The 13,468-nt window shown below is 62.1% G+C and carries 11 protein-coding genes; 7 read left to right on the top strand and 4 right to left on the bottom strand.

What is annotated here, in order from left to right:
* Positions 1–81 precede the first annotated feature (81 nt).
* From LMTR21_RS06085 to LMTR21_RS06115, 6 genes are all read left to right on the top strand, one after another.
* A complete protein-coding gene (locus LMTR21_RS06085; protein ID WP_065755878.1) occupies positions 82–1,002 on the top strand; it encodes an ABC transporter permease in 921 nt (306 codons plus the stop codon).
* Complete coding sequence (locus LMTR21_RS06090; RefSeq protein ID WP_065755721.1) at positions 999–1,877, top strand: ABC transporter ATP-binding protein; 879 nt, start codon at positions 999–1,001, stop codon at positions 1,875–1,877. Before LMTR21_RS06085 ends, LMTR21_RS06090 begins: the two co-directional genes overlap by 4 nt.
* A 342-nt stretch (positions 1,878–2,219) precedes the next feature.
* The gene (locus tag LMTR21_RS06100) at positions 2,220–3,584 is read left to right on the top strand and encodes an arylsulfatase (RefSeq protein ID WP_065755722.1); all 1,365 of its coding nucleotides are present in this window, start codon (positions 2,220–2,222) and stop codon (positions 3,582–3,584) included.
* A gap of 120 nt (positions 3,585–3,704) precedes the next feature.
* Entirely contained in the window at positions 3,705–4,574 is an 870-nt protein-coding gene (locus tag LMTR21_RS06105; RefSeq protein WP_065755879.1) for a formylglycine-generating enzyme family protein, read from the top strand.
* Positions 4,575–4,589: 15 nt separating this feature from the next.
* Positions 4,590–5,789, top strand: coding sequence for a methionine adenosyltransferase (gene metK, locus LMTR21_RS06110; protein ID WP_065755723.1), 1,200 nt, complete (start codon positions 4,590–4,592; stop codon positions 5,787–5,789).
* 9 nt (positions 5,790–5,798) lie between these two features.
* Entirely contained in the window at positions 5,799–7,313 is a 1,515-nt protein-coding gene (locus LMTR21_RS06115; protein WP_065755724.1) for a SulP family inorganic anion transporter, read from the top strand.
* On the opposite strand, the gene LMTR21_RS41730 is transcribed toward LMTR21_RS06115, so the two are convergent.
* The 4 genes from LMTR21_RS41730 to LMTR21_RS06135 all read right to left on the bottom strand — a co-directional run bounded on the left by LMTR21_RS41730 (position 7,295) and on the right by LMTR21_RS06135 (position 12,688).
* Entirely contained in the window at positions 7,295–7,891 is a 597-nt protein-coding gene (locus LMTR21_RS41730) for a winged helix-turn-helix domain-containing protein (RefSeq protein WP_084030895.1), read from the bottom strand. The genes LMTR21_RS06115 and LMTR21_RS41730 overlap by 19 nt on opposite strands.
* Positions 7,892–9,125: 1,234 nt before the next feature.
* The gene (locus LMTR21_RS06125) at positions 9,126–10,106 is read right to left on the bottom strand and encodes a Bug family tripartite tricarboxylate transporter substrate binding protein (RefSeq protein ID WP_084030896.1); all 981 of its coding nucleotides are present in this window, start codon (positions 10,104–10,106) and stop codon (positions 9,126–9,128) included.
* A 259-nt stretch (positions 10,107–10,365) separates the two neighbouring features.
* Positions 10,366–11,607, bottom strand: a complete 1,242-nt coding sequence (locus tag LMTR21_RS06130; protein ID WP_065755726.1) for an alpha-hydroxy acid oxidase — start codon at positions 11,605–11,607, stop codon at positions 10,366–10,368.
* 79 nt (positions 11,608–11,686) lie between these two features.
* A complete protein-coding gene (locus LMTR21_RS06135; RefSeq protein WP_065755727.1) occupies positions 11,687–12,688 on the bottom strand; it encodes a LysR family transcriptional regulator in 1,002 nt (333 codons plus the stop codon).
* A 165-nt stretch (positions 12,689–12,853) separates the two neighbouring features.
* Between LMTR21_RS06135 and LMTR21_RS06140 the strand changes: the two genes are divergently transcribed.
* Positions 12,854–13,468, top strand: coding sequence for a UbiX family flavin prenyltransferase (locus LMTR21_RS06140; RefSeq protein WP_065755880.1), 615 nt, complete (start codon positions 12,854–12,856; stop codon positions 13,466–13,468).

Consider the following 13,468-nt stretch of genomic DNA (forward strand, 5'->3'; position numbering starts at 1 on the left):
AGCAACATGGCGCGAGCGAAGGTTGTGGCAATCCCAATCCCGACAGGACAGATCGATCCGGAGCGGATCCTCGAGAGCACGATGACATCCACGCCTGAGAAGCCGCAAGTGCCGGTAACGGAAGGGCAGGCGGCGCCTGCGCCGGTTGCGGCCGAGCCGGAGGTGGTCCCTACCCTGTCGTTCCGTACCGTGGCGCGTTCGCTGCTCAAGCACATCACGCGCGACCGCATCATCTCGGTCCTGCTCGGCTGCATCTCGATCAGCGCGCTGTTCCTGGTCTGGTACCTCGGCACCAAGTACCGCTTCGAGTTCTACATCCGCTTCAAGAACGTGCCGACGCCGGCCGAGGTGTTCAACCAGCTGACCCAGGTCGGCCTGTCGAACAAGTACCTCGTCAACATCGCCATCAGCGTCAAGCGCATCCTGACCGGATTCTTCATCGCGATCGCGATCGGCGTGCCGCTGGGACTTTTGATCGGCAAATACGAGCGGGTGCGTGACCTGTTCATGCCCTGCGTGGAAATCCTGCGCCCGATCCCCGCGATCGCCTGGGTGCCGATGTCAATCATGCTATGGCCGAACAACGAGGCGGCGATCGTCTTCATCACCTTCATCGGCGCGTTCTTCCCGATCCTGCTCAACACCATCCACGGCGTGCATTCGCTCGACGGCGTGCTGGTCCGCGCCGGCCGCTGTCTCGGCGCCAACGAGGCGCAGCTGTTCTGGAACGTGATCCTGCCCGGCTCGCTGCCGCATATCTTCACCGGGCTTGCGGTCGGCATGGGCGTCGCCTGGGTGTCGCTGATTGCGGCCGAGATGATCTCCGGCCAGTTCGGCGTCGGCTACTTCACCTGGGAAGCCTATTCGCTGGTCGACTATCCCGCGATCATGCTCGGCATGATCACGATCGGCGTGCTGGGTCTCGCCTGCAGCGGCGTCATCCGCATGGTCGGCGTGCTCCTGATGCCGTGGCTCGCCTACGCACCCGGAGGCAGGAAATGAGCGTCGCAGAAGCACATGCGGAAGCCGCCAGGGGTTTCATCGACGTCCGCAACATAGGCGTGACCTTCGGCCGTGCTGAAAGCGAAGTTGTCGCCGTCAAGGAAGTCTCGATCAACGTGCAGCCCGGCGAGTTCGTTTCGCTGATCGGCCCATCCGGCTGCGGCAAGTCGACGTTGCTCAGCATCGTCGCCGGCTTCGTCAAGCCGACGAAAGGGGCGGCGCTGCTCGACGGCAAGAAGATCACGAAGCCGGGTTCGGACCGCGGCGTCGTGTTCCAGCAATACTCGCTGTTTCCCTGGCTCTCGGTGCGAAAGAACGTCGAGTTCGGCCTGAAGATGGCCGGCGTCGACCAGAACAAGCGCCTCACGACGGCGCGCTCGCTGCTCGATCTGGCGGGGCTGCTCTCGTTCGAGAACCATTATCCCGACCAGCTCTCGGGCGGCATGAAGCAGCGCATCGGCATCGTGCGAGCGCTGGCGACCAGCCCGCAGGTGCTGCTGATGGACGAGCCGTTCGGCGCGCTCGATACGCAAACACGCGTCGTGATGCAGGAGATCCTGACCAACATCTGGCAGCAGTTCCGCATCTCGGTGCTGTTCATCACCCATGACATCGAGGAGTCGATCTTCCTGTCAGACCGAATCTACGTGATGACGGCGCGGCCGGGAAGGATCAAGGCGGAGATCAAGGTGCCGCTGCCGCGGCCGCGCACACCCGAAATGACGGATACGCCGGAGTTCATGAACCTGGTTCAGGAGCTCAAGGGGCTGATCCGCGAAGAATCGCTCGCCGCCATGGCCCCGGAGATCAAGGACCGCGGTCTGTCCGGTTTTGGAATGAAGGTGGGACCGAAAGGAGTGGGCGAACTCTACTGACACATCGAACTCGCTGCCGGGAGGGAGCGAAACAACAATTCGAGGAAAATGACGCGCGACCCGCGTCGTTAAGGGATTGGTGCATCCTGGCGCCAATCGATCGGAGCGATCTATGGCAAGGAAACCAAGCATTCTTCATGCCAACAACCCCGGCATGGCTGAGCTCGGCGCGCCGCTTGCAGCAGTATGGCGCAGGCTCTGGGCGATCTTTGGCAGCAGATACCGACCCGAACGGCACTACATGCGCGGACCAGGTCCGAAATGGCAGGAGAGCCATTCCGCAAGTCCCGCGCAACCGAAGATCAAAGACCCGGCGTGAATAGCGCCACCAACGGAGTTACTATGGCCAAGAAACCAAACATTCTGTTCTTTCACGTCGACAACCTCGGCATGGGCGAACTCGGCTGCTATGGCGGCGGTCGCCTGCGCGGCGCCGACACCAAGCGGATGGACACGTTCGCGAAGGAAGGCATGAAGCTCACGCATTATGTCGTGGAGCCGCAGTGCACGCCGACCCGTTCGGCACTGATGACGGGACGCTTCCCGATCCGCTCGGGCAACCACACCATTGCGCTCGGCGGCAATGGCGGCGGCATCGTTACCTGGGAGCGCACCATTGCGTCGATCCTGGCGGAAGCCGGCTATACCTCATCGATCTACGGCAAGTGGCACATCGGGGCCGAAGACGGTCGCTTCCCGACCGATCATGGTTTTGACGAATGGTACGGGCCGCTGCGCACCTACGACGAATGCATGTGGCTGGAAGATCCGCACTACGATCCCGAGCGCGACGGCTACTCGCATATGCATGAGGGCGTGAAAGGCAAGGGCGCCTGGCCGATCAAGGACCAGCAGCTCACCATGGAAACCAAGAAGACCTGCGACCTCGAATACCAGAAGCGGGCCATCAAGTTCATGGAGAAGGCGGTCAAGGACGACAAGCCGTTCTACTGCTACTTCAACCACTCGCTGATGCATTTCCCGATGAGTCCGCGCGACGAGTTCGTGGGCAAGAGCGACAACGGCGACTGGGGCGACTGTCTGCTGATGCTCGACCACGACTTCGGCGTGCTGCTCGACACACTCGACCGGCTCGGCGTGCGTGACAACACCATCGTCGTGATGTGCGGCGACAACGGCGCCGAGGATCATCTGGCCGGCCGCGGCACCGGCGGCTTCTTCGACGGCTCCTACTTCTCCTCGGCCGAAGGCGGCATCCGCACGCCGCTGTTGATCCGCTGGCCCGACCATGTCCCGGCCGGCGTCGAGAGCAATGAGATGGTGCATGTCACCGACATGTTCACCACGCTCCTCAGGTTCGCCGGCTGCGAGCCGCCGAAGGACCGCCTGATCGACGGCACCGATCAGACCGGCTTCTTCCTCGGCAAGCAGGAAGCGTCCAACCGCGAGTCCTGCATCGTCTGGCTCAAGGACGAGCTGCACGCGGTGAAGTGGAAGGACTTCAAGATCAACTTCAAGCGCCAACAGCACTTCCACGACCCGGAGCTGCCGCTCGGCTTCGCCCGCATCACCCACCTGAAGGAAGACCCCAAGGAGCGTGAGGCCGTCAACCAGCGCTATGTGCGCTGGTGGGTGATGCAGCACGCCCACCGCGTGGTACGCGCGTTCGAGGACAGCGCGAAGAAGGAGGAACTGATTCCGCCCGGTGCGCCGCTCGACTTCGTGCCGAAGCAAAATCTTCGCTGACCGGTTGAGAGCAGGGCCGTGGAACGGATTGCAACACGCTGCTGTTCGCATCAAGGCGCCTCGCTGAACGGCGAGGCGTCCACGGTCTTCCGCGCCGCAAGCGTTGTCCGCCGGGAAGGCATGGTCTGGATTCCCGGCGGGACTTTTCTGATGGGCTCGAACGCATTCTACCGCGAAGAGGGGCCAGTCCACCGCGAGACATCGGATGGTTTCTGGATCGACCGCCATCCCGTGACCAACGCGCAGTTCGACCGGTTCGTCGCAGCGACGGGCTACGTCACCTTCTCCGAGCGTACGCCGATGCGCGAAATGTATCCGGATGCGGCGGAGGAATTCCTCGTTCCGGGTTCGCTCGTCTTCGTCAAGCCGCCGCGGCCGGTCAGCCTGCGCGATCATCGTGCATGGTGGGCCTATGTGCCCGGTGCGAACTGGCGGCATCCGAACGGGCCAAACAGCTCGATCGCCCAGAAAGGCAATCATCCGGTTGTGCACATCAACTACGAGGACGCGCAGGCCTATGCGGCCTGGGCCGACAAGGCATTGCCCAGCGAGGTGGAGTGGGAGTTCGCTGCACGCGGTGGGCTCGAGGGGGCTGCGTACCCCTGGGGCGACGCCGGCAATCCCGAAGGCCGCCATCTGTCCAACACCTGGCAGGGACGCTTTCCTTTCGAGAACCTCGCCGAGGACGGCTTTGAGGGAACGTCGCCGGTCGATGCGTTTCCGCCGAACGGCTACGGCCTGCACGACATGTGCGGCAACGTCTGGGAGTGGACCACGACGGCTTACGCACCCACCGGCAGCGCGGACAAATCGTGCTGCCAGCGCAAGGACGCGGATCAGCGCAAGGCGCTGCGCGTGGTGAAGGGCGGCTCGCATCTTTGCGCCCCGAACTACTGCCTGCGGGCGCGGCCGGCCGCGCGGCAGGGCGAGAGTATCGATTCATCGACATGTCACATCGGCTTCCGCTGCGTCGTGCGCGGGCCGAACTGAAACCCGAGGGAAATCATGCGCACATCCTATCTCTTCACCAGCGAGTCCGTCTCGGAGGGCCATCCCGACAAGGTCTGCGACCGCATCTCCGACGAGATCGTCGACCTGTTCTTCCGCGAGGGCGAAAGGGCCGGGGTCGATCCCTGGAGTATCCGCGCTGCATGCGAGACGCTGGCGACCACCAACAAGGTCGTGATCGCGGGCGAGACGCGCGGACCGTCCTCGGTGACCAACGAACAGATCGAGCAGGCCGCGCGCGCCGCCATCAAGGACATCGGCTACGAGCAGGAGGGCTTTCACTGGGAGACCGTCGACGTGCAGGTGCTGCTGCATCCGCAGTCGGCCGACATCGCCCAGGGCGTCGATGCTGACAAGCCCGGCACCAACCGCGAGGAGGGCGCCGGCGACCAGGGCATCATGTTCGGCTACGCTACCAACGAAACGCCAGAACTGATGCCGGCGCCGATATTCTACGCCCACAAGGTCCTGCGGCTGATCTCGGAAGCGCGGCACGCTGGCGAAGAGAAGGTGCTGGGACCGGACTCCAAGAGCCAAGTCACGGTGCAATACGAAAACGGTAAGCCGGTCGGCGTGCGCGAGATCGTGGTCTCACACCAGCACCTGATCGAGGACATGAGCTCCAACCAGGTGCGCGAACGCGTCGAGCCCTATGTGCGCGCGGCGCTGCCGGAAGGCTGGATATCAGACAAAACGATCTGGCACATCAATCCGACCGGCAAGTTCTTCATCGGCGGACCCAATGGCGATGCCGGGCTGACAGGGCGCAAGATCATCGTCGATACCTATGGCGGCGCGGCGCCACACGGCGGTGGCGCGTTCTCCGGCAAGGACGCCACTAAGGTGGACCGTTCTGCGGCCTATGCGGCGCGCTACCTCGCGAAAAACATTGTGGCCGCCGGTCTCGCCGACAAGGCGACGCTGCAGCTCTCTTATGCGATCGGGGTCGCGCGGCCGCTGTCGATCTACATCAACACCCACGGCACCGGAAAGGTGGCCGACGACAAGCTGGAAAAGGCGGTCGCCGAGTCGATGGATCTGACGCCGCGCGGCATCCGCCGGCATCTCGAGCTCAACAAGCCGATCTATGCGCGCACCGCGGCCTACGGCCATTTCGGCCGCACGCCGGAAAGCGACGGCGGCTTCTCCTGGGAAAAGACCAATCTTGCCGGCGCGCTGAAGCGCGCTGTTCAGTAGGGCATTGCCATGACCGCAATCGACGACCGCGCTGCACAGATGGCACTCGACGACTCTCCTTCAATCGGCTCGGTGCTGGCCTCGCCGCGGGAATTCACGCGCGAGACCCTGGCTGGCGTGGTGACGGCTCTCGCGCTGATCCCCGAGGTCATCTCCTTCTCCTTCGTCTCCGGCGTCGATCCCAAGGTCGCGCTGTTCTCCTCGGTCGTGCTGGGGCTGGTGATGTCCGTATTTGGCGGGCGGCCGGCAATGGTGACGGCTGCTGCAGGATCGATCGCGCTCGTGATTGGGCCGATGGTGAAGACCCACGGCACCGGCTACATCCTGCCGACCATCCTGCTTGCCGGCGCCATCCAGATCGTCTTCGGCCTGACCGGCATGGCGCGGCTGACACGCTTCATCCCGCGCTCTGTGATGATCGGCTTCGTCAACTCGCTGGGCGTTCTGATCTTCTTCGCGCAGGTGCCGCATATCCTGAACGTGCCGTGGATCGTCTATCCCTTGTTCGCGCTGACGATTGCGATCGTGCTGCTTGCACCCCGGCTGATCACGGTTATTCCTGCGCCGCTGATTGCCATCGTCGTCGTCACGGCGATCGTAATTTCGGGCCAACTCACGGTGCCCAATGTCGGCGGCAATGGCGGCGCCATGGCGCCAGGCTTGCCCGGCATCACGCAGTTTACCGTGCCGCTCAATCTCGAAACCCTCGGCATCATCTGGCCGACCGCGCTCAGCGTCGCCTTTGTCGGTCTGCTGGAGACGCTGCTCACGGCCAAACTGGTCGATGACGTAACCGACACCCGCTCGCACAAGGGCAAGGAATCCTGGGCGCTCGGCGTCGCCAATATTGTGGCAGGCTTCTATGGCGGCATCGCCGGCTGCGCCATGATTGCGCAGACGGTCGTCAATGTGAAGATCGGCGGCGGCCGCTCGCGGATATCCACCATTGCTGCGGCGATCGTGCTGCTGGTGCTGGTTACGGTGCTTAGTGGCCTGATGGCGCAAATTCCGCTCGTGGCGCTGGCGGCCGTCATGATGATTGCCGCGGTGAAGACGTTCGATTGGCACAGCGTAATGCCCTCGACGCTCAAGCGCATGCCGAAGTCGGAAACCTCAGTGCTGGCAGTGACGGTGGCCATCACGGTCGCAACCGGCAATCTCGCCTTCGGCATCGCCGGTGGCGTGCTGCTGGCTATGGTGCTCTTCGCCAGACGCGTCGCTCATGTTATCCGCGTCGAGCGAGTGCCGAGCGAGGACGGCAGTACAGTCCGCTACGCCGTGCACGGCCCGCTGTTCTTCGGAAGCAGCAACGACCTCGTTGAGCGCTTCTCGTATCGTGCGGATCCAAAGGAGATCACTGTCGATCTCACATCGTCCCAGATATGGGATGCTTCAAGTGTCGCCGCGCTCGACGCGATCGAAACGAAGTACCGCGCGCTGGGTCACTCCATCAAGTTCACCGGGCTCGATCCGCGAAGCCTTGCCTTTCACGGAAGGCTGACGGGTCAGTTGAACGGACAATAGTTACGGGCGGGTAGGGTGCCTCTCGTCGCCCCGATCTGCAACCACCGTCCGCAAGCGACCATGTCTTCGTCTCTAGAGGCTTGGCAGCCCACGTATCGTAGCTCATCGGCGATTATCGGCTCATGCGCATCCACCTCGTTATGAGCGACGGGATATCCATCAGCTCCGTTGATCTTGCTGCATTTTCGTTTGATTTCGATTGCGTTCGTCGTGTTTCGAAGAGGTTGTTTCCGGTGCGAAACTGGTGCGGTCCAGGGGTGCAACCTGTCCAGCAGGCAACGGGCTTCCACCAAGGAACGGGGACCCTGAGACGGATCAGCTTGAATTGCGCCGCCGTAATCACGCAGAGCCTTTCTCAGTCCTGAGATTTGCACCCGCAAATTGCTTTGATCAACGTGCAAGCCCGGCCATGCGCTTTTGATCAGGGTACTCCGACTGACGGTTACGCCAGGTGCTTCAAGGAGGACTTGCAGGATCGCTAGCGCGCGAGCGCCAAGCCGAACCGGGACGCTTCCGTCCCATAGTGTACGGGTAGCCGCGTCAAAGCGAAACGGTCCGAACAATATCTCTCGGTTCACCTTGCACCTGCTTGAAACCTATATCTCGCGGCGCACAGTAAAGCATTACCTCAGGTTTGCTTACCGGAATATTGGGGATGTCCGTGAATGGGCCCTTAACAGATCGTGGCGTCGGTTACTCGGATGTCTGCTTTCAAGAAGGCCAGGGCGGACACGGGCGGGGCGGGCTGCTGCACGTAGGCTCGAGACTGCAGACACTGGCCTTCCCGTGCATGGCGCATGCACTCGCACACGCATTTCGGCATTGCGCATCGGTGTCAACTACCGGTGACGAATTCGATCAGATTGCTTGCTCACCCAAACTCAGGCGGAGCTACAGAACAGTCTAGCCATTAGCCGATACAAACGCAGGAAATTGGCGCACCCGACACGATTCGAACCTGTGACCTTTGCCTTTGCAGGGCAATGCTTTCGCCCAGCTGCTCTCGAGTAGGAAGCGCCAGGTGATAGTAGGTTTAGCGATACTTCATCGTCGGCTCATTCGCGCCGCCAATATGGACATCGCCGATCTGCACGTTCCGCTCGCAGGTTCGAAGTTGTCGAAAGGTTGTTCCGATCACAGAAATGAAGCGCGTCGCTGGGACAAGGCCAGGCGCTTCTGGTGCGCGATCGTAGAATCGTGCCCCTGATTTGCCCGACGTGTCAATGTCGAAGCCACCTTGGCGGCGACGGCCGGTTACTTTGCATGGGGTTGTTTTCGATATTTTGGTTGGGCTGGCTGGCCCGGCGGTAGCTCGCGGCCCGGAAGCATGCCTACGTCCAATGGGCTTCGGCGCAGCAACCTTCGCTACGATGTGGCTTGCCGAGCCGAAGCTGGCGTAGCCAGCGAAGGCTGGTGGGCCCGGCAGGACTCGAACCTGCAACCAGACCGTTATGAGCGGCGGAATATCGATCAGCTTCGTTGATCTTGCTTCGTTTTTGATTGCTTCCGATCGCGTTTGTTGCGTTCCAGTCGGGCTGTTTCTGGTGCGAAACTGGTGCGCCCCTTGCGAAAGATCGGTCAGAACAAGGCCATATTGGCGGTGGGCGCATGGACCCCGACGTCTGGAAACGCGCATGTGTGCGACAGACGCAAACGCGATGGTCATCGGCTGGTGTCACAGCAATCTCGATGTTGGGTGTTCTCGAACGGCACCTACCGCGCGACACCGCGCGCCTGGCTGGTCATGCATCGTATGAGCTGCGCCGCACTCCGATAAGCCGCAAGATTGCAACCATCCTTCCCGAATCGTCGTCAGTTGCCGGAGATACCAGCTTCCTTGATCAGATTTCGCCACTTGATCACCTCTGACGAAATCAGAGCCTTGAACTCATCCGGACTTGTGTAGATCGGATCGGCTCCGATATCGATCATCCGCTTCTGCACTGCAGGGTCCGACATGATCTTGACCACCTCGCTATGAAGCCGATCGACAATCGGCTTTGGTGTCCCTTTCGGAACGAGCAGGCCGAACCACGCAAAGGATTCCAGATCCGAAAATCCCGCCTCCGCCATCGTGGGGACGTCTGGAAGTGCCTTGCTGCGTTGCTTGCTGGTCACTGCTAGCGGCTTTATCTGACCGGCCTGCAACTGGCTCGCAATGTTGGGTATGAGTTGAAAGCTGGCCGGCACGTCGCCCGACACCAGATCGACGGTTAGTTGGCCAGCCCCCCGGTAGGGGACATGAAGCAAACGCGTTCCTGTCCGGCGCTCGAACAGAACGCCGGCAAGATGTTGCGAGCTTCCATTACCGATCGACGAGTATGAGATCTGTTCTCGGCTGGCTTTCGCAAAATCGATAAATTCCTGCACGTTGGTTGCCGGAATCTTGGTCGGATTGACGACCAGAACATTAGGCATGGTCGAGATCAGCGAGATCGGCTCGAAAGCGGTCTCTGGATCATACGGAAGATCCGTCGTCAGCGTCTTGTTGACGGCGAGGGGACCTGAAGAGCTAAGCAGCAGGGTGTAACCATCCGGAGCGGCCCTCGCCACGTTGTTCGTGCCGATATTGCCGCCGGCGCCTCCCTTGTTTTCGACTACAATCGTGCCGCGAAGAGCCTCTCCCAGTTTGTCGGCGAGGATACGGGTGATAGCGTCACTTGCGCCTCCCGCCGGAAAAGGCACCACCAATGTTATCGGACGGGAAGGGTAGTTGTCTGCGGTTGCCGACGCGCCGTGCATGACGAGAGCGGACAATGTGCAGAGTGCAATGGCGGTGGAGCGGAATAGCATTGGCGTCCTCAAAGGGTGGGGCCGGCGACCGTGGCCACCCGGACACTCTTGTCCATGGGGCTCGTGCGACCTGTACCCAAACGTTTCCTCGTGGCGCACTTGGGCGCCCTTGAGTCAATTCTGGACAGGCAACCGACGCACCTCGATTCCGCCGAGTCTCGGGACTTACCAAAGCGTCTCAAAAAATCGCGAATGGCCGGGCCGTTGAAGACGATCGCGGATGGGGTTCGAACGAAGGCTGCCGCCTTCGCGCTCGGGTTCAGGCAAAATCGAACGTGTGCCTGTGGCGAGATGTGAGTAGGGTCAGCGCGTCGGGAGAATGCGCGCCCAGTTGCCCCATTGCGGTTTCCAATTCTTCCTTCAGCATTGCGGCCACATAGGCTGCGCCTCGCTCGCCGAGTGCGCCGAGGCCGAGCAGGAAAGCGCGGCCGGCAAATGTGCCGCGGGCGCCAAGCGCGAGGGCGCGGGCGACGTCCAGGCCAGAGCGGATGCCGCTATCGAACAGGACGGTGGCCCTGGCTCCCACTTTGGCAACGATGGCGGGTAGGACATCGATCGCGGCAGGCGCCGCGTCGAACTGCCGGCCACCATGGTTGGAAACCAGGATGCCGTCCACTCCCACTGCAACGGCCATCTCGGCGTCGTCGGGCTGCATGACGCCTTTCACGATCAGCGCGCCCGGCCAGGCGTCGCGCATTCGCTTGACGAAATCCCAAGAAAACGTGCCCTTGATCTGGCTCTGCACAAAGCCGGCCGTGTTCGCCAGCGTCGCCGGCTCTTCGACATAGCGCTCCATGTTGCGAAAGGCCGGCGTGCCTGCTCTGGCGAGTGCAAGCAGCCACGGCGGTGACAGAGCCACATCCAAAATGGTTTTGGGCGTGGGACGAAACGGCACCACCAGGCCGTTACGCAGGTCGCGAGGCCGTTTGGAGCGTACCGGCGCATCCAGTGTCGCTGCCAGCACCCGTACGCCGGCCGTAGCGGCCCGCTTGATCAGATCGAAAGTGACGGCATGATCGTTGGCGGGCAGGCCGTAGAGCTGAAACCAGGCATAGGGACCTGCGAGCTCGGCGACCTCTTCGATCGCAGCAGTGGCGAGCGAGCCGGCAATATAGGGAATACGCGCCTTACCGGCGGCGCGCGCGAGAATCCGCGTAGCGCCGGGCCAGATGATGCCGTCGACGCCCACGGGAGAAATACCGATCGGCGCGGCGCAGTGCACACCGAGCAGTTCGACATCCACGCGGACGGGACTGGGATTGCCGTAGCGGGGGACCAATTCCACCGCGTCGAGCGCCAGTCGATTGCGCCGCGTGTTGAGATCGCTCCCGGTGCCGCCCTCGAGAAAGTCGAAGGCAAAGCGCGGGATGCGGCGGCGCGCGCGACGCTCGATGTCATCCAGCGTGGGCAAGCGCTGCCGCAGGCGAGCCTCGGGAGTCGTTCCGCTGCCTGCGCCCCAGGCATGCGCGCGTGATGAAGAGCGGCGAAGATCGCCCGTCATGAGAAAGCGTCCTTGTTGAGTAGCTCCTCATAGAATGCGGCCCGTCATCACCGCAAATAATTAGCGATGATAACCTCGATCATTTCAGATGATTACCAGTGCGATGCAGCGATCGCGACCTGGCGTGTCGGGCAGCGCGGCGCCTCCCGGCGCAGCCGGAATGCGGCTGCACGTAGTTGCTTGCCGATGTCGCTGCCTCGAGCAGGTCGCGGCGAATGATATCCAGCACGGCTCTGGCGGCCGGGGACACCATTCGGCGCGGATGATGAACCCAGGCGATCGATCTGACGATACGCGGTTCGACGAAGCGGTGCGCTCTCACCCTGCCGTCGGCTAGCGACTGTTGAAGTGCAATCGTGGGCAGCACGGTCACCAGATTCGTGGTGGCGATCACATCGCAGACCGCGGGCAGAGTGTCGAGCTCCAGTCTCGGCTTCAATTCGATGCCGGCCGTGGCCGCGTGCTCCTCCAGGATCATGCGCAGGCCGTGCCGTCTCGATGGCATGACCAGGTCGAATTCGGGCAGATTCCCGAAGCGCAGGTTCGTCGGCGGCTTGATGGGCGAATCCTTTCGGCAGGCGAATACCATTTCCTCGTCCATCACATGGTGCGCGGTGAGCGAAACGCGCCGGCGTGGCACGTTGATCAGCGCAAAGTCCAGTTGCCCGGAATTGACCCAGTCCGTCAGCGTTTCCGTGTAGCCCTCGCAGGCCGAGAGCGTGATCTCCGGATAGAGTTGCGCAACGGTTGCCGACGAACTCGCCATCGTGCTTTGCGCCACCGACGTGATCAGCCCGACTGAAACCCGCCCCGAGATCCGGCCGTTGAGCCGCGCCATTTCTTGCTTGGCATATTCGACGTCGCGCACGATCGGAGACACGAGCCGGGAGAATGCTTCGCCGGCCGTCGTCAGCGTCATGCCGTTGTTGCTTCGTTCGAACAGCTTTTGGCCGAGCTCGGCCTCGAGCTTGGCGATCTGCATGCTGAGTGCCGGCTGCACGATGTTGAGCTGGCGCGCCGCGCGGGTCACGTTCCTCTCTTCCGCCAGGCAAAGGAAGTATTGCATCTGCCTGAATTCCATCGCCGTCCCCTCCGGTCATGCTAGACGACCATCATTTCAGATGATCGAGTTTATCATCAATCATTATTTGTTCTGATCCTGGCTTCCCCCTACTGTCCCTTCAAACGGCGCATGACGTTCGACCGTCTGTTGCGCCGCGACACAGGGAGCGGAACGCGAACCGTCATGCAGGATCGGACGCCCTCACGGCTGATTATCGGTATTTCCGGAGCCTCCGGCGTCGTCTATGGCGTCCGCCTGCTGCAATTGCTCCGTAATGCCGGCGTCGAGACGCATCTTGTGATGTCGAAGACGGCTGAGCAGACCTTTGCCTACGAGACCGACCTGAAGATCTCGGAGGTGAGGGCGCTTGCCAATTTCAACCATGCCATCGACGACATGGCCGCCTCGATCGCCAGCGGTTCGTTTCGTACGGCAGGCATGGTCGTCGCTCCCTGCTCAATGCGGTCCACGTCGGAAATTGCATCCGGCGTCACGACCACCCTGCTGACGCGGGCCGCCGACGTGGTCCTCAAGGAGCGACGCCGGCTCGTGTTGATGGTGCGCGAGACGCCGCTGCATACGGGGCACCTGCGCACGATGGCCGCACTCTCGGAGATCGGCGCGATTATCGCGCCGCCAGTGCCGGCGTTCTACGCCAAGCCCGACAGTCTGGACGACATGGTCGAGCACACGGTCGGACGCGTGCTCGACCTGTTCGATATCGATATCGGCGTGGTGCGCCGCTGGGGCGAAGACGAGGCGCTGAAACGCCGACCACTGCGAAAAATTGCTCCCTGA

Source organism: Bradyrhizobium paxllaeri (assembly GCF_001693515.2).
In the GTDB taxonomy this organism is placed as follows: Bacteria; Pseudomonadota; Alphaproteobacteria; order Rhizobiales; family Xanthobacteraceae; genus Bradyrhizobium; species Bradyrhizobium paxllaeri.